The 20,130-nt window shown below is 68.2% G+C and carries 21 protein-coding genes and 2 tRNA genes; 15 read left to right on the top strand and 8 right to left on the bottom strand.

Annotated elements, in window-relative coordinates; all coding sequences use genetic code 11:
- Positions 1-22: 22 nt before the first annotated feature.
- A complete protein-coding gene (gene pncB, locus CFB52_RS05360; RefSeq protein ID WP_099316616.1) occupies positions 23-1,222 on the bottom strand; it encodes a nicotinate phosphoribosyltransferase in 1,200 nt (399 codons plus the stop codon).
- 285 nt (positions 1,223-1,507) lie between these two features.
- Between pncB and fdxA the strand changes: the two genes are divergently transcribed.
- The 8 genes from fdxA (at position 1,508) to CFB52_RS05315 (ending at position 5,910) form a co-directional block, all read left to right on the top strand.
- Complete coding sequence (fdxA, locus tag CFB52_RS05350) at positions 1,508-1,831, top strand: ferredoxin FdxA (RefSeq protein ID WP_011544919.1); 324 nt, start codon at positions 1,508-1,510, stop codon at positions 1,829-1,831.
- 102 nt (positions 1,832-1,933) lie between these two features.
- Positions 1,934-2,009: transfer RNA gene (locus tag CFB52_RS05345), tRNA-Asn, on the top strand.
- A gap of 72 nt (positions 2,010-2,081) precedes the next feature.
- Positions 2,082-2,157: transfer RNA gene (locus CFB52_RS05340), tRNA-Asn, on the top strand.
- Positions 2,158-2,287: 130 nt separating this feature from the next.
- Positions 2,288-2,773, top strand: coding sequence for a CreA family protein (locus CFB52_RS05335; RefSeq protein WP_059574027.1), 486 nt, complete (start codon positions 2,288-2,290; stop codon positions 2,771-2,773).
- Between the two features lie 61 nt (positions 2,774-2,834).
- Positions 2,835-3,740, top strand: a complete 906-nt coding sequence (locus CFB52_RS05330) for an AraC family transcriptional regulator (protein ID WP_099316195.1) — start codon at positions 2,835-2,837, stop codon at positions 3,738-3,740.
- Positions 3,741-3,866: 126 nt separating this feature from the next.
- Positions 3,867-4,634 carry an AzlC family ABC transporter permease gene (locus CFB52_RS05325; protein ID WP_059574029.1) on the top strand — a complete coding sequence of 256 codons (768 nt, stop codon included), beginning with the start codon at positions 3,867-3,869 and terminating at the stop codon, positions 4,632-4,634.
- Positions 4,631-4,969 (top strand): AzlD domain-containing protein, encoded by a 339-nt coding sequence (locus CFB52_RS05320; protein WP_059574030.1) that lies wholly within the window; start codon positions 4,631-4,633, stop codon positions 4,967-4,969. Before CFB52_RS05325 ends, CFB52_RS05320 begins: the two co-directional genes overlap by 4 nt.
- A gap of 158 nt (positions 4,970-5,127) precedes the next feature.
- Positions 5,128-5,910 carry a DUF4088 family protein gene (locus CFB52_RS05315; RefSeq protein WP_099316194.1) on the top strand — a complete coding sequence of 261 codons (783 nt, stop codon included), beginning with the start codon at positions 5,128-5,130 and terminating at the stop codon, positions 5,908-5,910.
- 132 nt (positions 5,911-6,042) lie between these two features.
- On the opposite strand, the gene CFB52_RS05310 is transcribed toward CFB52_RS05315, so the two are convergent.
- Positions 6,043-6,456: a hypothetical protein gene (locus CFB52_RS05310; protein WP_099316193.1), complete on the bottom strand. Its 414-nt coding sequence runs from the start codon at positions 6,454-6,456 to the stop codon at positions 6,043-6,045.
- Between the two features lie 268 nt (positions 6,457-6,724).
- Between CFB52_RS05310 and CFB52_RS05305 the strand changes: the two genes are divergently transcribed.
- The 3 genes from CFB52_RS05305 (at position 6,725) to fumC (ending at position 10,048) form a co-directional block, all read left to right on the top strand.
- The gene (locus CFB52_RS05305) at positions 6,725-6,943 is read left to right on the top strand and encodes an RNA-binding S4 domain-containing protein (protein WP_006486208.1); all 219 of its coding nucleotides are present in this window, start codon (positions 6,725-6,727) and stop codon (positions 6,941-6,943) included.
- A gap of 137 nt (positions 6,944-7,080) precedes the next feature.
- Positions 7,081-8,469, top strand: coding sequence for a multidrug efflux MATE transporter NorM (norM, locus tag CFB52_RS05300; RefSeq protein ID WP_059574033.1), 1,389 nt, complete (start codon positions 7,081-7,083; stop codon positions 8,467-8,469).
- 184 nt (positions 8,470-8,653) lie between these two features.
- Positions 8,654-10,048 carry a class II fumarate hydratase gene (gene fumC, locus CFB52_RS05295; protein ID WP_059574034.1) on the top strand — a complete coding sequence of 465 codons (1,395 nt, stop codon included), beginning with the start codon at positions 8,654-8,656 and terminating at the stop codon, positions 10,046-10,048.
- A 46-nt stretch (positions 10,049-10,094) separates the two neighbouring features.
- On the opposite strand, the gene CFB52_RS05290 is transcribed toward fumC, so the two are convergent.
- Positions 10,095-10,607 carry an acyl-CoA thioesterase gene (locus tag CFB52_RS05290; protein WP_023475851.1) on the bottom strand — a complete coding sequence of 171 codons (513 nt, stop codon included), beginning with the start codon at positions 10,605-10,607 and terminating at the stop codon, positions 10,095-10,097.
- Positions 10,608-10,771: 164 nt separating this feature from the next.
- Positions 10,772-10,912 (bottom strand): hypothetical protein, encoded by a 141-nt coding sequence (locus tag CFB52_RS34545; RefSeq protein WP_167351605.1) that lies wholly within the window; start codon positions 10,910-10,912, stop codon positions 10,772-10,774.
- A 187-nt stretch (positions 10,913-11,099) separates the two neighbouring features.
- On the opposite strand from CFB52_RS34545, the gene CFB52_RS05285 reads away from it, so the two are divergent.
- Together CFB52_RS05285 and CFB52_RS05280 are read left to right on the top strand one after the other, a co-directional pair.
- On the top strand, positions 11,100-11,807 hold the full coding sequence (locus tag CFB52_RS05285) for a helix-turn-helix transcriptional regulator (RefSeq protein WP_059574035.1): 708 nt from the start codon (positions 11,100-11,102) through the stop codon (positions 11,805-11,807).
- A gap of 162 nt (positions 11,808-11,969) precedes the next feature.
- The gene (locus CFB52_RS05280) at positions 11,970-14,519 is read left to right on the top strand and encodes a DUF6600 domain-containing protein (protein ID WP_099316615.1); all 2,550 of its coding nucleotides are present in this window, start codon (positions 11,970-11,972) and stop codon (positions 14,517-14,519) included.
- A gap of 97 nt (positions 14,520-14,616) precedes the next feature.
- On the opposite strand, the gene CFB52_RS05275 is transcribed toward CFB52_RS05280, so the two are convergent.
- The 3 genes from CFB52_RS05275 to CFB52_RS34540 are packed head-to-tail and all read right to left on the bottom strand — an operon-like array spanning position 14,617 to position 17,345.
- Positions 14,617-15,588 carry a thymidylate synthase gene (locus CFB52_RS05275; protein ID WP_059574036.1) on the bottom strand — a complete coding sequence of 324 codons (972 nt, stop codon included), beginning with the start codon at positions 15,586-15,588 and terminating at the stop codon, positions 14,617-14,619.
- Positions 15,589-15,630: 42 nt separating this feature from the next.
- Positions 15,631-17,028 (bottom strand): sigma-54 dependent transcriptional regulator, encoded by a 1,398-nt coding sequence (locus CFB52_RS05270; RefSeq protein ID WP_060313194.1) that lies wholly within the window; start codon positions 17,026-17,028, stop codon positions 15,631-15,633.
- The gene (locus tag CFB52_RS34540; RefSeq protein ID WP_180278191.1) at positions 17,004-17,345 is read right to left on the bottom strand and encodes a hypothetical protein; all 342 of its coding nucleotides are present in this window, start codon (positions 17,343-17,345) and stop codon (positions 17,004-17,006) included. Before CFB52_RS34540 ends, CFB52_RS05270 begins: the two co-directional genes overlap by 25 nt.
- A 288-nt stretch (positions 17,346-17,633) precedes the next feature.
- Between CFB52_RS34540 and CFB52_RS05265 the strand changes: the two genes are divergently transcribed.
- The gene (locus tag CFB52_RS05265) at positions 17,634-17,846 is read left to right on the top strand and encodes a hypothetical protein (RefSeq protein ID WP_257219985.1); all 213 of its coding nucleotides are present in this window, start codon (positions 17,634-17,636) and stop codon (positions 17,844-17,846) included.
- Positions 17,847-18,133: 287 nt separating this feature from the next.
- A complete protein-coding gene (locus CFB52_RS05260; protein ID WP_099316191.1) occupies positions 18,134-18,634 on the top strand; it encodes a dihydrofolate reductase in 501 nt (166 codons plus the stop codon).
- A gap of 84 nt (positions 18,635-18,718) precedes the next feature.
- On the opposite strand, the gene pmbA is transcribed toward CFB52_RS05260, so the two are convergent.
- Entirely contained in the window at positions 18,719-20,089 is a 1,371-nt protein-coding gene (pmbA, locus tag CFB52_RS05255) for a metalloprotease PmbA (RefSeq protein WP_059574040.1), read from the bottom strand.
- Positions 20,090-20,130: the final 41 nt, after the last annotated feature.

Here is a 20,130-nt window from a genome sequence, read left to right as displayed (position 1 = left end):
CCTTCGGCCGAACGGCCAAAGCCTACTTCGACGCGTCTTCCTCGACCGGCTGCGCGATGCCGAAGACCTGCCGCAGGTACGCGAGATACGCCTTGTCGTCGCACATGCTCTTGCCAGGCGAATCGGACAGCTTCGCGACCGGCTGGCCGTTGCAGCGGACCATCTTGATGACGATCTGCAGCGGCACGTAGCCGAGATCGTTGGTGAGGTTGGTGCCGACGCCGAACGCGAGCTTGCAGCGGCCGCGGAACCGTTCGTACAGCTGCATGACCTTCGGAATGTCGAGCGCGTCGGAGAACACGAGCACCTTGGTGCGCGGGTCGCATCGGTTCGCCTCGTAATGGCGCAGCATCCGCTCGCCCCAGTCGAACGGATCGCCCGAATCGTGGCGCGCGCCGTCGAACAGCTTGCAGAAGTACATGTCGAAGTCGTTCAGGAACGCGTCCATGCCGTAGACGTCCGACAGCGCGATACCGAGATCGCCGCGATATTCCTTCGCCCACATCTCGAAGCCGTAGATCTGCGAATCGCGCAGCCGCGGGCCCAGCCCCTGGCACGCCTGCAGGTATTCGTGCGCCATCGTGCCGAGCGGCGTGATGTCGTGCTTCATCGCGTACAGCACGTTGCTCGTGCCCGCGAACTGCGGGCCGAGCCCATCGCGCAGCGTGAGCGCGACTTCCTCGTGCCAGACCTTCGAGAAGCGCCGGCGCGTGCCGTAGTCGGCGATCTTGCAGTCGGCGAATTCGGGCTTCGCGCCGAGCAGCTTGATCTTCTCGCGCAGCCGCTCGCGGCCTTCGCGATAGTCGGGCTCGCGCTGCGTGTTGCGGAAATAGACTTCGTTGACGATCGCGAGCACCGGAATCTCGAACAGGATCGTATGCAGCCACGGGCCCTCGATCACGATGTCGATCTCGCCGTTGCCCTTCGGCGACGGCGTGATCGAGATGTACTTCTCGTTCAGGTGGAACAGCGCGAGGAAATCGACGAAGTCGCTCTTGATGAAGCGCATGCGCCGCAGGTAGTCGAGTTCGACGTCGGAAAAGCGCAGCGAGCACAGGCCGCGCACCTCGTCGCGAATCTCGTCGATGTACGGGACGAGATCGACGCCGGGCGTGCGGCACCGGAAACGGTATTCGACGTTTGCGGCGGGGAAGTGATGCAGGACGACCTGCATCATCGTGAACTTGTAGAGATCCGTGTCAAGCAGCGAAGTGATGATCATGATGACGGCAGCGCCAATATCGTGACCGGCCCCGGCGCACCGCGCGCCGCCCGGTCTGTCGGTCATGTTACCCGAATGCGTGCCGGACCATCGCGAAACCGCCCCGCCGGCTCGCGCTTCGCGCCGCCGGTGCGTGTGCGGGTATCCGCGTTGCGCACCCCATAAACTAATCACGAAACGATATAAGCCGGATAGCCGACCACGACATGCGGGTTTTGCGCTTCAGTTACAATGCCGCTTTTGGCGCAAACGCCACCCCATATACCGCCAAGCAGGAGCGTTTTAATGACTCACGTTGTGACCGAAGGCTGCATCAAGTGCAAATACACGGATTGCGTGGATGTGTGCCCGGTGGATTGCTTCCGTGAAGGTCCCAACTTTCTCGCCATCGATCCGGACGAGTGCATCGACTGCGCCGTGTGCGTCGCCGAATGCCCGACCAATGCGATCTATGCCGAAGAAGACGTTCCGGGCGACCAGCAGCAGTTCACCGAGCTGAACGCCGAGCTGGCGAAGAACTGGCCGTCGATCACGAAGACCAAGCCGGCGCCCGCCGACGCGGACGAGTGGAAGGACGTGCAGGACAAGCTGCACCTGCTCGAGCGCTGATCGCGCGGCGGCCGCAAAAAATTTTTATGTGTCGCGGCTCCAAAGTATTGACAGGTTAGCGGACACTCCATACAATCTCGTTTCTCTGCTGTTGTTGTTTGTTCCCCGATAGCTCAGTCGGTAGAGCGCCGGACTGTTAATCCGTAGGTCCCTGGTTCGAGCCCAGGTCGGGGAGCCAAAAACGCAAAGGCCCGTTGAAAGTGGACAGGTTTTTTGTTGGAAAGCACAACACGCAGATGTACCGATTTATTCCCCGATAGCTCAGTCGGTAGAGCGCCGGACTGTTAATCCGTAGGTCCCTGGTTCGAGCCCAGGTCGGGGAGCCAAATAGCGAAAGGCCCGTCATTCGATGGGCCTTTTGTTTATCCGGCCACCGTTCCGTCTTTCTGCTTTTCGTGGCCCGGCCATGCGCATGCTAGAGTCTCTGTCCCGCATTCGCATCCTCCGGTTCCGTCGATGAAGCATCGCCTCCTCCGTTTCGCCCCCGTCGCCCTCCTGCTCTCCGCCTTCGCCGCCGCACCGCTCGCGCACGCGGAGGAAGTCGGCAGCGTCAACACCCATTTCCGCGTCACGGGTTCCGACCGCGTGGTCGTCGAGGCCTATGACGATCCGGTCGTGAACGGCGTGACCTGCTACGTGTCGCGCGCCCGCACCGGCGGCATCAAGGGTACGCTCGGCGTCGCCGAGGATCCGAGCGAAGCGTCGATCGCGTGCCGGCAGGTCGGCCCGATCAGCTTCAAGGAGCCGCTCAAGCAGCAGGCCGACGTGTTCAGCGAACGCATGTCGTTCATCTTCAAGACGCTGCACGTCGTGCGCGTGGTCGACAAGAAACGCAACACGATCGTCTACCTGACCTACAGCGACCGTATCGTCAGCGGCAGCCCGAAGAACGCCGTCACCGCGGTGCCGATGCCGGCCGGCACGACGATTCCGCTCAAGTAAGCCCGCACCCGCCGGGCGCGCGAGCGATACACTGTCGGTTCGACCGCTCCCGCGCCCGATCATGCCCGCCACCCGCCTTCCCGATTCCGCACGCTACTGGCGCACGCCGCTCGTGCCGGACGCGGATCTGCTCACGGCCACCTACCGCGATCACGCGTTCGCGCCCCACTGGCACGACGCGTACACGATCCCGGTGATTCTCGAAGGCGCGGAACGCTTCACCTACCGCGGCACCGGTTATGTCGCCGAGACAGGCACCGTGCCCGTGATCAATCCCGGCGAAGTGCATACGGGCTCGCGTGCCGCCGACGAAGGCTGGTGCTATCGCGTCAGCTACATGCCGGTCGAATTCATCCGCGAACTCGCGAGTGCGATCGCGGGCCGCCCGCACGATGCACCGTGGTTCGCCCCCGGCGTGATTCGCGACGCCGATCTCGCGGCGCGGCTCACGCGGGCGCACCGGATGCTGGAAGCCGGCAGCGAGCGCGCGCTGTCGTCGCATGCGCGTGCGCCCGGGCAGCCGGTAGACGATCCGGCGGCCGGCGTGCCGCGCCCGTACGATCCGCTCGCCGCCGAAACGGCAATGCTCGACGCGCTGTCGACGCTGATCGCGCGCCACGCCGACGCGCGGCCGCGACCGGCGCCGCTCGCGGCCGACGAACCGCGCGTCGACGCGATGCGCGAGCGGCTCGCCGCCGATCTGACGAGCACGGTGACGCTCGACGATGTCGCACAGGCAGCCGGCCTGTCACCGTTTCACGCGGCGCGCCTGTTCACGCGCACGACCGGCATGCCGCCGCATGCGTGGCGCAACCAGTTGCGGCTGCAGCGTGCGCTGGCGCCGCTGCGCGCGGGCGTGCCGGTCGCCGATGTCGCGGCGGCCAGCGGCTTCGTCGACCAGAGCCACTTCACGCGGCATTTCAAACGGATGTTCGGCGTGCCGCCCGGGCGCTGGCAGGCAAGCTGACGCGCGGCTTCCCGCAGCCGGCCACCACGCTGCAACTCGCTCCGGCCCTCACTCGGGCACGGGCCCGCTTCGGCGAGCGCAAGAACATACAAGCCGGCCCGCCAGCGGCCCGCTATCCTCCCGCTCATGGAGGAGCGCTTCTTGAACAACACACCCGCATCGCCCCCGCGCCGCCCGCTCAACGAATGGCTCGACGGCGCGCGCGACACGATTCCGATGATGATCGGCGCCGCCCCGTTCGGCGTGATTTTCGGCACGCTCGTCGGCGGCGGCCCGCTCGCCGCATGGCACGGCGCGCTGATGTCGCTCGCCGTGTTCGCGGGCTCCGCGCAGTTCATCGCACTCGGCCTGATCGCCGGCAGCGCGAGCTTCGTCGTGGTGCTCGCCACGACGCTGATCGTGAACCTGCGCCACCTGCTGTACAGCGCGACGCTCGCGCCCTATGTCGCGCACCTGCCGCTGCGCTGGCGCGCGACGCTCGGCGCGCTGATGACCGACGAAGTGTTCGCGGTCGCCTACGGGCACTACCGGCACCACCCGCCCGGCACGATCGGCCCCCACTACTTCTTCGGCTCCGGGCTCGCGATGTACCTGAACTGGCAGGTCTGGACGCTCGCGGGCATCGGCTTCGGCACGGCGTTCCCGGGCCTGCAGTCGCTCGGCCTCGATTTCGCGATGGCGGCGACGTTCATCGCGATCGTCGTCCCGCAGCTCGGCACGCTGCGCTATTTCGCGGCGGCCGCCACGGCCGGCACGCTCGCGTACTTCTGGCAGAGTTGGCCGTACAAGCTCGGGCTGCTCGGCGCGGTCGCCGCCGGCGTCGCGATCGGCGTCGTGCTCACGCTGCGGCACGATCGCACGCGCGCCCGCTCTCGCCCGGAGGCCGCATCGTGAGCTACGCGCTGTTGATCCTCGGCATGGCCGTCATCACGTACGCGATCCGCTCGACGCTGTTCCTGTTCGGCGAGCGGCTGACGTTCCCGCCGCTCGTGCGCACCGCGCTCGGCTTCGTGCCGGTCACCGTGCTGACCGCGATCATCGTGCCGATGACCGTCTCGCCGCATGGCGGCACGGCCGAACTGACGTGGCGGAATCCGCAGCTCGTCGGCGCGCTCGCGGCCGTACTCGTGTCGGCCGCGACCCGCCGCCCGCTCGTGACGATCGCCGTCGGGCTCGGCGTGTTCTTCCTGTGGCAAGGGGTCGTCCTCCCGCACTGGCCGCCGGCCTGAGCGCACGCTCCACCGCGCGCTCAAGTTTCCGCCCGGCGCGCCGATATAGGAGAGGAAGACCCGCCACCGGCCCCGGCGCGCACCGGTCAGTCGACGCTGCGCCCGCTCCGGTGCGCCGTGCCGGCGCCGGCTTGCGCGGGCCGCCATCGAGACGATTCATGGGCCAGATCACCCTTTCCCTCAAGGACGACACGCTCGAGTCCCTGCGCAAGGACTACGACGCGTTCGTGCGCGTGTCGCTGAAACTCGACCCGCAATTCGCGACGCCGTCGTTCGAGGATTTCCTGCGCGCGAAGCTGCTCGACAACATGGTGCCGCTGACCGAGCACGCCGTGCAGCGAATGCTGCAGGGCGGCCAGTACGCGTGGGCCAAGCGCACGCTCGACAAGGAATTCCCGGACGTCGTCGCGATCCTGATGCGGCAGGCCGGCGAATTCGGCTTCGGCTTCGCGTCGCGCTCCGAATGGACGCCCGACGAACTCGCGAAGGCGTGCCGCGACTGGGCGAAGGCGATCGTCGCCGAAGCGCAGGGCGACGCGTCGCTGATCGACCCGCTCGCGTCGCAGATCAAGGGCGCGGCGCAGGACATCCAGACGCTCGAGGAACTGATGCAGACGCCTGCGTGGCGGCTCGCGGAATCGCTACGGCAGCGGATCTACGAGGCCAAGCTCGCGTGCGAGATGAGCGTCGGCAGCACCGCGCGCGACAAGCTCGGCGAACTGCGCGGGCTGCTGCGGCTCGGGCTCGCGCACGGTTCGTTCCAGAAGCAGGAAGCGCAGCAGATCATGGAATACCTGCGGCTGCTCAAGCCGGAGATCTTCGTCGAGGAACCGTACGACGTCTTCGCGCGGCTCGCCGCGTGGCTACGCAGCGTGTTCACGCCTGCCGCGGTGCGGCCGGCTCAGGGGCAGGGGCAGGGGCAAGGCCAGCGCCGGCCGTAAGCGCGTCCCGCCGACCGTCTTAGTTACCCCACGAAAACGGCCCGGCTCGCGCGAAGCGAACCGGGCCGCCGGACGATCGCCCGTCGCGACGCGCCGTCCGAAGGCGAGCATCGCGACGGCGCCGCGCACCGCTTACTGCGTGGCGCCCTGGGCCGATGCACCGCCCTGCGTGCCGACCGATGCACCGCCCTCGGTCGCGTCGTCGGCCTTCGCCTTCGCCCTGGCCGAACCCGCATGGCTCTTGGCCGACTTCGCCGCATGCTTCGTGTGCTTCTTGGTCGAATGGACCGCCGACGACGTCGTGTCCTTCGCGCCATCGGCTGCCGCGCCGACCGCATCGGTCGCACCGGTCGTCGCATTGCCCGACGCGTTCGCGCCGGCACCACCCTGCATGCCTGCACCGGCACCGGCACCTGCCGCCGGCGTCTGCGCCTGCACGCCGGCACCGGCCGCGCCTTGCGTGGTCCCGCCCGTCTGGGCGAATGCGGCCGAAGTGGCGAACGCCGTCAGCGCGGCACCGATCAGCATCGTACGAATCTTGGACATGGCAATTCTCCTCAAGAAGTTGTGCGCCCGGACCACGGCGATGCGGTCCGTTGCATGCCCCACCGCAACACGCGGCAGGTACGACAGAAGACCGGCGGCCCGCGCGGCCGGTTCGCGAATCTCTCAGACTGTTACCCACCGTTTCATTTGCTGACGAATCGCTCACAGTCCTTTACATCCGCCGGCGACGACCCCGCGCTCGCGTGCCGACGCGCGGTGCCGTATGATGCGGAGCGTTTCCTTCCGCGCGTTGCGCACCTTCCTCGTCATGCCCAATCTGGATTTCACGCTGACCGGCGAATACGTCGAGTTGCACAACCTGCTCAAGATCACCGGCCTCGCGGACAGCGGCGGCACCGCGAAGCTGATCGTCGCGTCCGGCGCCGTGAAGGTCGACGGCGCGGTCGAGCTTCGCAAGACCTGCAAGATCCGCGCGGGCCAGGTCGTGCTGCTCGGCGACACGCGCATCGCGGTACGCGAAGCGTAGCGACCGCGGCGGTTCCCCTGCCCGTGACATGGCCATCGGCGCACGCGTTCGACACGGTACGCATAAAGCCGTAAGCTAGCCGTCTCTCAAAATAAATACACAGAGCGCGGGCCCGCACCCGCGCGAGCGCCCATTCCATGTCGCATTCCGGTCTCACGCGGACGGCCGCCGCGCCGCCGTCCCTGTCCAGTCATGCCGCCGATACCGCGCGCCTCGCCGCGCCGCTCGCGATCGCGCAACTTTCCCAGATGGCGATGAGCGTCACCGACACGGTGCTGCTCGGTTCGCTCGGCCCCGATTCGCTCGCGGCGGGCGGGCTCGGCGCGAATTTCTTCTTCGTGATCGTGACGATCCTGCAAGGCGTGCTGTCGTCGGTCAGCGTGAGCGTCGCGCATGCGCGCGGCGCGCAGGCCGAGGACCGCGTGCCGCACATCTACTGGACCGGCTTCGCGCTGTCCGTGCTGCTCGCGATTCCGGCCATCGTCGCGCTGTCGCTCGCAGAACCGATCCTGCTGATGTTCCACGAGCCGCCGCTGCTCGCGCATCACGTCGGCGAATACACGGGCATCCTGCGCTTCGCTGCGCTCGGCAGCCTGATCGGCGTCGGGCTGATGCGTGCGTTCCTGCCGGCGATCGGCGCCGCGCGGCGGCTGCTGTGGGTGTCGATCGGCGGCGTCGGCGTCAACGGCGTGCTGAACTACGGGCTGATCCACGGCGCATTCGGGCTGCCGCGCCTGGGCTTTCTCGGCTCGGCCGTCGCGACGACGATCACGATCTGGCTCACCGCGCTCGCGCTGATCTGGCTGCTGCACGGCCGGCAGCGCTTTCGCCATTTCGTGACTGCCGCGCGCCCGAAGCTGCCCGTGATGGGCGAGCTGATCGGCATCGGCTGGCCGGTCGCGATCACGTATGGCGTCGAATCGACGCTCTTTCTCGCCACCGGCCTCACGGTCGGCGTGCTGGGCGCGACGTCGCTCGCCGCGCACCAGATCGCGCTGAACGTCGCGTCGGTGTCGTTCATGGTGCCGCTCGCGATCGGCCAGGCGGCGAACGTGCGCGTCGGCTACTGGGTCGGCGCGGGCTCGCCCGTCGCCGCGCGGCACGCGGGCTTCGTCGCGCTCGCGCTCGGCGTCGGCTTCATGTCGCTGTCGGGCCTCGTGATGATCGTCGCGCCGCATACGATCGTCGGCCTGTACCTGCACCTCGACGATCCGGCCAACGCGGCGACGGTATCGCTCGCCGCGTCGCTGCTCGGCATCGCCGCGGTGTTCCAGATCGTCGACGGGATGCAGACCGTCGCGTCGGGTGCGCTGCGCGGCCTGAAGGACACGCGCATCCCGATGCTCGCCGCGACCTTCGGTTACTGGGGCATCGGCTTCCCGACCGGCTACTGGTTCGCGTTCCACGCCGGCCTGGGCGCGCGCGGCCTGTGGTGGGGGCTCGCGGCCGGCCTCGCGAGCGTCGCCGCGCTGATGGCCTGGCGCTTTCACCGCAAGACCACGTCGCTCATCGCGGCGGCGCGCTAGCGCCTGTTTGCGCGCGCAACGCGCCCTGGGCGCGACACGACACGAAATCGCGGCCGGCGCTATCCTTGTCGGCTGAGCACCTCGAGACGCCGCGCAAGCGGCGCGACTGCCTCACGATACGTCTGATTACGTCTGACGCCGCGCGACGACGCGCGGCCTTTCCCCTTTCCAGGAGGAGTGCATCATGAACGAAGCAGTTCGGATGGAACGCGACACGTTCGGCGAGATCGCCGTGCCGGCCGACCGGCTCTGGGGCGCGCAGACCGAGCGCTCGCTGCAGAATTTCCGGATCTCGACGGAGAAGCAGTCGCCCGAGCTGATCCACGCGCTCGCGATCGTCAAGCGCGCCGCGGCGGCCGTCAACCAGTCGCTCGGCGTGCTCGCCGACGACAAGGCACACGCGATCATCGCGGCCGCCGACGAGATCATCGCCGGCAAGCATCCGCGCGAATTCCCGCTCGCGGTGTGGCAGACGGGCTCCGGCACGCAGACCAACATGAACCTCAACGAGGTGATCGCGAACCGCGCGAGCGAGCTGATGGGCGGCGAGCGCGGCGAGGCGCGCAAGGTTCATCCGAACGACGACGTGAACCGCGGCCAGTCGTCGAACGACGTGTTCCCGACCGCGATGCACATCGCGGCCGCGTATGCGATCGTCAACCACCTGCTGCCGGCGCTGCGCACGCTGCGCGCGACGCTCGACGCGAAGTCGAAGGCATTCGCCGACATCGTGAAGATCGGCCGCACGCACCTGCAGGACGCGACGCCGCTCACGCTCGGCCAGGAGTTCTCCGGGTATGTCGCGCAGCTCGACCAGGGCATCCGTCACGTCGAATCGGCGCTGCCGCACCTGTACGAGCTCGCGCTCGGCGGCACTGCGGTCGGCACGGGGCTGAACGCGCATCCGGCGTTCGCGGTGCGCGTGGCCGACGAGATCGGCCGTCTGACGAAGCTGCCGTTCGTGACCGCGCCGAGCAAGTTCGAGGTGATGGCGGCCGCCGACGCGCTGGTGTTCGCGCACGGCGCGCTGAAGACCGTCGCGGCGAGCCTGATGAAGATCGCGAACGACGTGCGCTGGCTCGCGAGCGGCCCGCGCTGCGGGCTGGGCGAGCTGTCGATTCCGGAAAACGAGCCGGGCAGCTCGATCATGCCGGGCAAGGTGAATCCGACGCAGTCGGAAGCCGTGACGATGCTGTGCTGCCAGGTGTTCGGCAACGACGTTGCGGTCAACGTCGGCGGCGCGAGCGGCAATTTCGAGCTGAACGTGTTCCGGCCGATGATCGCGCACAACGTGCTGCAGTCAGTGCGGCTGCTCGCCGACGGCGCGCAGAGCTTCAACGATCACTGCGCGGTCGGCATCGAACCGAACCGTTCGCGGATCGACCTGCTGCTGAACGAATCGCTGATGCTCGTGACGGCGCTCAATCCGCACATCGGCTACGACAAGTCCGCGCAGATCGCGAAGAAGGCGCACAAGGAAGGCACGACGCTGAAGGCGGCCGCGCTCGCGCTCGGCTACCTGACGGAAGCGGAATTCGATGCGTGGGTACGCCCCGAGCAGATGATCGGGACGCGGTAACGGCGGAACGACGGGCGCGGCGCGACGAGCGCGGCGCCCGCGGCACTCAGACGGTGCCCTTCGCGACTTCTTCCGGCTTCATCTCGACGATCTTGTCGAGCGCGGCCCGCACGTCGGCCGCATATTTCGCCAGTACCCGCTGCTCGTCGGTTTCCGGCACGAACGGCGGTACCGGCACCGGGTTGCCGTTCTCGTCGACCGCGACGAACACGACGAGGCAATCGGTCGTCTGACGCAACACGCCGCCCTTCGGATCGCCGGCGTGCACCGACACATGGATGTGCATGCTGGTACGGCCCGTCGCGACGACGCGCGCCTTCAGCTCGACCAGATTGCCGACCAGGATCGGACGCTGGAAGCGGATGTTGCCGACGCTGACCGTCACGCAATAGCGGCTCGACCAGACCGCCGCGCACGCATACGCGACTTCGTCGATCCACTTCATCAGCGCGCCGCCATGCACCTTGCCGCCGAAGTTCACGGACGAAGGCTCGGCAAGGAAGCGGAATACGGTTTCGGTGCGGTCGAGGGCGGCCGGCACGGGGGACGGTTGGGGCATTGTTCTGGCTCCAGGCGGCAGGGGCGCTGTAATCGGGCCATTATACGTTGCACCGCGGCAATGCGTCGCGGCGAGCCCCGTGTGGCGGGGCTGCGGCGGCCATGCCGACGAGAGCTGTTCACGCCAATAACGGGCTTGCGCTGACCCGAGCCGAACGGCACCGGTCACCGGCGCACGGTGATGCCCTGGTCGATCGTCCCGTACATCTCGATACTGCCGCCGCGCGCTCCGGTCGCGCCCGCGCCACCGGGCGCACAGGCCGCGCAGAGGAGCGCGGCCGCCAACACACAGAAAATCGTCTTCATCTTCGCATCGCGTCACATGCGGCGGCCCGCTGCCGCCGCGTCCGGCCATTCTACGCGTGCCCTGCAACCGCCCGCGGCCGGTCCGCGCAGCGGCGCCGCCGCTGCGTTCGACATTTCATCCGAAAGCGAAACATCGAATGCGGGCACCGACTACACTGCCCCTCATCCCGCTCGACGAGACACGACGATGACCGATCAAGACGACCACCATTTTCCGGGCCTGAGCCGCATCGGCGCGCTGCTCGCCGATCCCGGCCGCGCCGCGATGCTGTGGGTGCTGATGGACGGCAGCGCGCGCCCGGCCGGCGAACTGACGATGATCGCGGGGCTGTCGCCGTCCGCGGCCAGCGCGCACCTCGCGCGCCTGACCGAAGGCGGCCTGCTGGCCCTCGACGTGCGCGGCCGGCATCGCTACTACCGCATTGCATCGGCCGACATCGCGGCCTCGCTCGAAGCGATGGCCAACGTCGCCCGCGCGGCCGCGCCGCATCGCCCGGTTCCGCCGCCGTCGCGCGCGGTCCCGGCCGAACTGCGCTATGCACGCACCTGCTACGACCACATGGCCGGCGAGCTCGCGGTGCGCATCTTCGACGGCCTCACCGCGCGCGGCTGGCTGCTCGCAAACGGCGACGCGATCGAGACCACCGAGCTCGGCACGCAGGCGCTCGCGCAATGGGGCATCGACGTCGCGCAGCAGCGCATGCGCCGGCGCCGCTTCGCGTGCGGCTGTCTCGACTGGAGCGAGCGGCGCTCGCACCTCGGCGGCGCACTCGGCGCGGCGCTGCTCGATAGCTTCTGTTCACATGGCTGGATCGAGCGTGCTGCCCGGCCGCGCGTGCTGCGCGTCACGGTGCGCGGGCAGCAGGTTTTCGATGCGTGGCTTACGTCCGCTTGACGCCGGCATTGCAACTGCACGACAACGGCGCGCGATGGAGAGGTTTTGTTACATCGCGTGCCACTCGACTTACAAAACACCGTGCCTTGAAACAGGCCAAGCGGATATTGTGAACTCGACGGCACGAATCGGCGCGCCGCCATCACGACAATGACGCTCACCATGGCCACCCTGTTCACGCTCAAGCGCACCGCCCGCTGCACGCTGCTCGCGTTCGTCGCGCTTGCGGCGCTGCCGCCCGCCTTCGCGCAATCGGTCGACGCGCCGCCGAATATGGCCGCGGCACGGCAACCGGGCGGCGATCCGCCCGGCCGCGTCGCGCGGCTCAATTACCTGTCGGGCGCCGTGACGACCGAACCGGCCGGCACCGATACGTGGTCGTATGCGGCGGTCAACCGGCCGCTGACGACCGGCGACCAACTCTGGAACGATGCCGGCGCGCGCTCGGAACTGCACGTCGGCTCGACCGCGGTGCGGCTCGGCGAATCGACGAGCCTGTCGGTGCTGAACCTCGACGATACGACGACGCAGCTGAAAGTGGGGCTCGGCACCGTGTCGACACACGTGCGCGATCTGCCGGCCGGCGGATCGTACGAAATCGACACGCCGAATCTCGCGCTCGGCATCACGGGCCCGGGCGACTATCGCGTCGATGTCGCGCCGAACGGCGCGAGCACGACGGTGACGGTGCGCAGCGGCAGCGCGACCGTCTACGGCAGCAACGGACAGTATCCGCTGTCGCCCGGCCAGCAGGTCGTGTTCACGGGCACCGACCTGCAGGTCGTGCAGCAATCGGCCGCACCGGCCCCCGACGCGCTCGACCAGTGGGCCGCCAGCCGCGACGCGGCCGAAGCGCGCTCGGTGTCGGCCCGGTACGTGTCCCGCGACATTCCGGGCTACCAGGATCTCGACGCGAACGGCACGTGGCGCGAAACCCCGAATTACGGCGCGGTATGGGTGCCGAACAACACGCCGGCCGACTGGGCGCCGTATCACGACGGTCACTGGATCTGGCAGGCGCCGTGGGGCTGGACCTGGGTCGACGACGCGCCGTGGGGCTTCGCGCCCTATCACTACGGCCGCTGGGCGTACGTCGACGACAGTTGGGCATGGGTGCCCGGCCCGATGGTCGTCAGCCAGCCACCCGTCTACGCGCCGGCGCTCGTCGCGTTCGTGGGCGGCGGTGGCGGCGGCGGTTCCGACTGGAGCGTCGCGCTCACGGTCGGTGGCGTGGCCGCGGCCGGCTGCGCATGGTTCGCGCTCGGCCCGGGCGAGGCGTGGCATCCGGGCTGGGGCGGCTGGAGCCCGCACTACTACGACCGCGTCAACCGCAACATCGTGGTGAACAACGTCAACGTGAACAAGACCGTGAACGTGACGAACATCACCAATATCACCAACATCAACAAGACGTACGTGAACTTGCGCGCGCCGCACGCGATCACGGCCGTGCCGGCCGCCGCGTTCGTGCACGGCCAGCCGGTCGCGCACTTCGCGCAGCCCGTCGATCCGCGGCAATGGCGCAACGCGCACGTGATGCCGGGCACGCCCGGCATCGCGCCGGTGCGCCAGAGTTTCACCGGCGGGCTGCGCAATGCCGGCTACCGCCCGCCGGCGGCGATCGCGCAGCACCCGTTCGTGGCGACGCGCAATCCGGCCGTGCCGGCCGCGTATCGCGACCAGGCCGCCGCCCACCTCGCGCAGCAGGGCGGGCGCGTACCGGGGGCCGGCGCGCCCGTCGTGAAGACGAACGTACCGGCCGACTATACGGCTCGCCCGGTCCGCGTGCCGGGCAAGCCGGGCGGCGGCGCATGGGCGATGCACAACGTGCAGCTCGTGAATCCGCACGGCCCGGTCGTGCAGCCGGCCCGCGCGCCGCGCGAAGGCCAGCCGGCCGACGTGCGGGCTGGACAGCCGGGCGCACCGGCGCCGGGCATGCCGAATGTCGCGCGGCCGGCGAACGGCGAAACGCCCAACGCACCGCGTTTCGCCAACGGCGGCACGCCGCAGGCGCCCGGCAATCCGATGCCGCATCAGGCGTTCGCGCCCGGCAATGGCGTCCCGCATCCGCCGGGCGCGAACGACGTTCCGGCGCGGACGGGCGATGCGCACGTAGCGAACGCGCCGTCGCCCGTGTGGATGCAGCCGCACACGCCGATGGCGCATCAGCGCCCTGCTCCAGCTGCCGCGCTACACGCGGCGGGACAGAACGCGCTGCCGCCCGTGCGCAGCGCGGCAATCCCGCATCCGGACGGCGTGCCGGCTCCGCAGGGTGGGCAATCCGGCGGGCGCAACGAAGCGCCTCGCGCGCTGCCGCAACCGCAGTCCGACCATACCGCGCAGATTCCGCAACCGCATCCGCGCCCCGATTTCCCGACGCCGGCCCGGCATGCGCAGCCGCAACCGGAGCGGGCCGCCCCCGCGCCGCAACCGCGCCCGGACTTCGCCCAACCGGCGCCCCGTCGCGAAGTCGCGCCGCCGCGCGTGAACGAGTACCGTCCGCCGGCGCCCGCGGTGCACGACATGCCGCGTCCGCAGCCGCAGGCGCCGCGCATGGAGCCGCGGCCGCAACCGGCGCCCCGCATGGAACCGCGCCCGTCGATGCCCGCCCCCCGGATGGAACCACGCCCGCAGCCGGCGCCGCACGTCGAGGCGCCGCGCCCGAGCAGCCCGCCGCCGCAGGGCGGCCACGAAGAGCGGCATCGCCAGTAAGTGCCGCGGACATGAAACAAAAGGCTCGACCGGCTGATACCGGTCGAGCCTTTTTGCGGCGTGCGGATCGATGAAACCGCGCGGCCCCGCCGCGCGATCAGACCGCCATCGGCGCGGTCAGCGGCTCATGGTGGCGATAGCCGACGAGCGAGAAATCGGACGGCTCGATCTGCTCCAGCCATTCCGGCGCATAGACGCCCGTCTTCGCGTACTCGGGCACGCGCTCGGCAATCTCGAGCCGCGGGCTTTCGTACGGGTCGCGCGTGAGCTGCCGTTGCAGCATGTCGAGCTGGTTCTCGTAGATGTGGGCGTCGCCGATGAAATACGTGAACCAGCGCGGCGTGTAGCCCGTCAGCCGGCCGACGAGCGACAGCAGCGCGGCGCCTTCGGTCAGGTTGAACGGCGTGCCGAGGCCGACGTCGTTACTGCGGATGTACAGGCACAGCGAGATTTCGCGCTTCGTCGCGTTCGGCAGGAACTGGTACAGCAGATGGCATGCGGGCAGCGCGATCTGGTCGAGCACGGCCGGATTCCACGCGTGAAACAGGATACGGCGATCGGACGGGTTCTCGATGATCGTGTCCAGGCACTGGCGCAACTGGTCGATCGCCTTGTACAGCAGCACCTTCGACGTGCCGTCCTCATCGAAACGCGTGACGATCCGGAAGCCGCGGCGCGTCGCATCGGCGATCTGCGCGTCGGCGCTCGCGTCGAGCACCTTGTAGCCCGGCCACTGGCGCCATTGCACGCCGTAGACGTCGCCGAGATCGTCCACGCCCTGGCGATACGGGTTCGCGAGCCACTGCGCATTCTCGTTCGCGTTCGCATCCCACACCTTGCAGCCGAGCGCGCGGAAATCGGCCGCGCTGCGCGATGCGCGCAGGAAGCCGACCAGTTCGCCGATCGCGGACTTGAACGCGAGCTTCTTGGTCGTCACGGCCGGGAAGCCTTGCTGCAGGTCGAAACGCAGCATCGCGCCCGGCATGCTGATGGTGCGGATTCCCGTGCGGTTCTCCTGCCAGGTGCCGGTATCGAGAATGGTACGAACGAGATCGAGATACTGTTTCATGCGGGTTCCTTCGGCCGCGAGGGGCGGCCGCACCCGCCAATTTTAGCAAGCGTGGCGCGGAAGCTCCGGCAACGGCGCCGAAAACCCTGCCAGCGTGTCGCCGCGCTCGCGCATGCCGTGCGCGCACATCAGCCGGTAGAGCGTGACGCGCGACACGCCGAGCTCCCGCGCGGCATCCGCGAAACGGCCGCGATGGCGCAGCAGCGCCTGCTCGATCGCCTGCCGTTCGGCCGCCTCGCGCGCCTCCAGCAGCGACACCGGCGCGAGCGTCGCATAGTCGCTCAGTTCGAGGTCGGTCGCGGTGATCATCCGGCCTTCCGACATCACGATCGCGCGGCGCACGCGATTGATCAGCTCGCGCACGTTGCCGGGCCACGAATAGCCGTACAGCGACGCGACCGCGTCAGGGGAAAAACCGCGCAGGCGGCGATGCGCATCGCCCTTGAAGCGCTCGAGCATGTGGCGCGCGAGCACCTCGATGTCCTTGCCGCGCGCGCGCAGCGGCGGCTCCTCGATCTTCAGCACGCACAGCCGATGAAACAGGTCCTCGCGAAAGCGCCCTTCGCGCAGCGCCGCTTCCATGTCCACGTGCGTCGCGCAGATCACGCGTACGTCGACCGGCACCGACACGTGCGCGCCGAGCCGCTCGATCTTGCCCTCCTGCAGGAAACGCAACAGGCTCGCCTGGCTTTCGAGCGGCAGATCGCCGATCTCGTCGAGAAACAGCGTGCCGCCGTTGGCCGCCTCGACGCGGCCGATCTTGCGCTGGTTCGCCCCGGTGAATGCGCCGCGCTCATAGCCGAACAGTTCGGCCTGCAGCAGCGTCGACGGTATCGCCCCGCAATTGATCGCGATGAACGGCGCCTGCGCGCGCGACGACCGCTCGTGAATCGCGACCGCCGTCAGCTCCTTGCCCGTGCCCGACTCGCCGGAGATGAACACCGGTGCGTCCGTCGCCGCGACACGGCGGATCGTCCTGAAGAGCCCGAGCATCGCATCGCAGGTGCCGACCATCTCGCCTTCGGTACGCCCGGCGCCGACGGGCGGCGCAACGGCATCGGTCAGTGCGACCATGCCGTGCGCATGGCCGACGGTCTCGACGATGCGCGCCGTTTCGTACGGCATCGTCACGTAGTCGAAGCAATAGTCGCGGATGAGATGGCGCAGCGTCGCGTCCTGCAACTGGCCGCGCCGCGTCGCCGCGATCCAGCCGATGTGCTGGATGCTCAGGCAGGATTCGAGTTCGCGCAGATCCGACGGCTTGAAGCCCGGCGAGAAATCGAGCAGGCCGGCGGTTGCCACGCCCTGCTGCACGACGCGCCGCACGTCGCGCACGGTCTCGGCAAGATCGACGCGCCAGCCGCATTCGTCGAAATGGCCGCGCAACGCATCGTTCGGTTCGCGCGAATAGTAGATCACGTGCCGCTGATCGGCTCCCATATCCTCACCCCGTTCATCAACCGTCTAACGATTGCCGCACACGTCAGGTCGCGTGCAAAAGGATCGAATCGGGTCAGCCCAAGGTGGCTCGATTCGCCATGCCGATGCGCGGCAACGACAATGCCTCGCATGATGGCGCTTATCTTGCGTCCAGTTATTTTGATCAAACAGCTTGTTACAGGCGCAGCATACGACAAGCCCGTTTCAGCGCCGATGGCGATCCGGCCCAATCGCTCAGGAGGTCGATGCAGATCAATCATCTGCACATAGCGCATGCGCAGGAAGGGTTCGTCATCAACACACGCGCCGATTTTCATCCTTGAAGCGGGTTGGTTGAATCAGCAATATTCCCGAGCCCCCTCGTTTCAGGCCTGAAACATTTTCAGGCGTTTTCGGCCACAATTCTCAACGCTCGAGCGCGAATCGCAATGGCGGCAATGGTCCCGGTATCGTGGCATGTATTTCGCTGAATACGGAAACGACCGGAGACAGTCACCATGCGAAAAATCCTTTTACTTTCTTTCGTGCCGACGACGCTCCTGCTTTCGGCCGCCGGCCCGCCTGCCCCCGCACGCGCGGACGAAGGCATGCGGCCGGATCGCGCGATGCTGCTTGTCGAAAATGTGCCGGTCAGGCAGCACGGCAACGGGTTCGGTCTCGTGACCGTGTCGGCGCCGCAACCGCTGCCGGCGCGCCAGGCTTCCGTGACGCTGTGGGACGAGATTCCACCGCCGCCCCAGTTGCCGATGCCGGCACCGCAACCGGGCAACATGCAGCATGCGATGGGAGGCAACGCGCGAAGCAATACGCATCCCTGATCATTTTCCGTGTCGATTCAATCAGGATTGCGTATTGAATCGACGATCCGGTCGGACGGAATGCCATCGACCGGAACCGGTATCGCCGATCTCGCGACGCAAAATGTTTTGGTGCTCCGTCCCCCGGCGGGCACTCTTTTTATTCGGACGGCCGCCGTGATGCGGGCATCCCGCGTCGCGGCGCACCGCGCAACACACGCCGATGCCCACGTGGGCAGGCGGAATCCGGCGCGCGCCGCCGTTCCGGTAAAATCGGCCCATTGCATGTCCCCTCTTCCCCGACCTTCATGACGACGTTGACCTTGATCGTCGCGCGTGCCCGCAACGGCATCATCGGCCGCGACAACCAGTTGCCCTGGAAACTTCCCGAGGATCTCGCGTTCTTCAAGCGCACGACGATGGGCGCGCCGATCGTGATGGGCCGCAAGACCCACGAGTCGATCGGCCGGCCGCTGCCCGGCCGCCGCAACATCGTCGTCACGCGCGACGCCACGCGCCGTTTCGAAGGCTGCGACACGGTCACGTCGCTCGCCGACGCGCTGGCGCTCGCCGCGCGCGACGGGGTGGCCGAGGCATTCCTGATCGGCGGCGCGCAACTCTATGCGGAAGGTCTCGCGCTCGCCGACAAGCTGGTCATCACCGAGATCGATGCCGACTTCGACGGCGACGCGTCGTTCCCGGCGCCCGACGCCGCGCACTGGCAGGAAGTCTCGCGCGACGCGCATCAGGCTGCCGCGCCGAACGCGTTCGGCTATGCGTTCGTCGTCTACACACGCAAGCGCGGCTGACGCCTTCTTCCGCACGATGAAAAAACCCGACCGGCTCACGCCGGTCGGGTTTTTCGTTGACTGTCGGCCTGCGCCGCGTGCGGCTTACTGCCCGGCGATCGTCATCTGCTCGATCAGCACCGAGCCGGTTTCCTTCGTGCCGCGCACGATCGAATCCGCGCCGATCGCGACGATATGGCGGAACATCTCCTGCAGCGTGCTGGCGACGGTGATTTCCTCGACCGGATACTGGATCACGCCGTTCTCCACCCAGAAACCCGCCGCGCCGCGCGAATAGTCGCCGGTCACGTAGTTCACGCCCTGCCCCATCAGCTCGGTCAGCAGCAGGCCCGTACCGAGCTTCTTCAGCATCGCGTCGAAGTCGTCGCCCGCCTGCGTGTTCGAGCTGCGCAGCGCGAGATTGTGCGAGCCGCCCGCGTTGCCGGTCGTTTGCGTGCCGAGCTTGCGCGCCGAATAGGTCGACAGGAAGTAGCCTTCCACGACGCCGTCCTTCACGACGCTGCGCGCACGCGTGCGCACGCCTTCCTCGTCGAATGGCGCGCTGCCCATCGCGCGCGGCACGTGCGGATCCTCGACGACCTGGATATGCGGCGCGAACACCGGCTTGCCGAGGCTGTCGACGAGGAACGACGTCTTGCGGTACAGCGCGCCGCCGCTCACCGCCTGCACGAATGCGCCGAGCAGGCCGGCCGCGAGCGGCGCCTCGAACAGCACCGGCACCTTGCGCGTGTCGAGACGGCGCGCGCCCATCCGCGCGAGCGCGCGTTCGGCCGCGTAGCGGCCCACCGCTTCGGGCGCGGCGAGATCGATCGCGCTGCGCTTCGACGAATACCAGTCGTCGCGCTGCATGTGACGGCCGCTGCCCGCGATCGGTGCGCACGCAATGTAGTGGCGCGAGTACGGGTAGCCGGCGAGGAAGCCGCGCGACGTCGCGAGCACGAACTGCGAGTGCTGCGCCGACACGCTCGCGCCTTCCGAATTGCGAATCTGCGGGCTGACCGCGAACGCGGCGTCTTCCGCTCGGCGCGCGAGCTCGACGGCCTCGTCGGCGCTCAGCGCCCACGGGTGGTACAGATCGAGGTCGCGCGGGTCGGTTTCGAGCAGCTCGGCTTCGGCAAGGCCGGCCGCTTCGTCCTCGGCCGTGAAGCGCGCGATGTTGTAGGCGGCGGCGACGGTATCCTTGATCGCGGCCGGCGAGAAGTCCGACGTGCTCGCGTTGCCGCGCTTCTTGCCGATGAACACGGTGACGCCGACCATCTTGTCGCGGTTGTGCTCGATCGTTTCGACTTCGCCGCGGCGCACCGACACCGACAGGCCGTCGCCCTCGGAGATTTCGGTCGCGGCGTCCGTCGCGCCGAGCGCCTTCGCATGGCGAAGGATGTCCGATGCGATTTCCTTGAGCTGGTCCTGCGTGTGCGGGAAATAGCGCGCTTGTACGTCGAGATTGGCTGCCATCGTCTTGGTATCCGGTGGCGGGCGGGCGCCCGCATGGTCAA

The sequence above is a fragment of the Burkholderia sp. AU18528 genome (assembly GCF_002223215.2).
GTDB lineage: Bacteria > Pseudomonadota > Gammaproteobacteria > Burkholderiales > Burkholderiaceae > Burkholderia > Burkholderia semiarida.
Note: the sequence above shows the minus strand (reverse complement) of the source record. Positions and strands in the feature narration are given on the sequence as shown.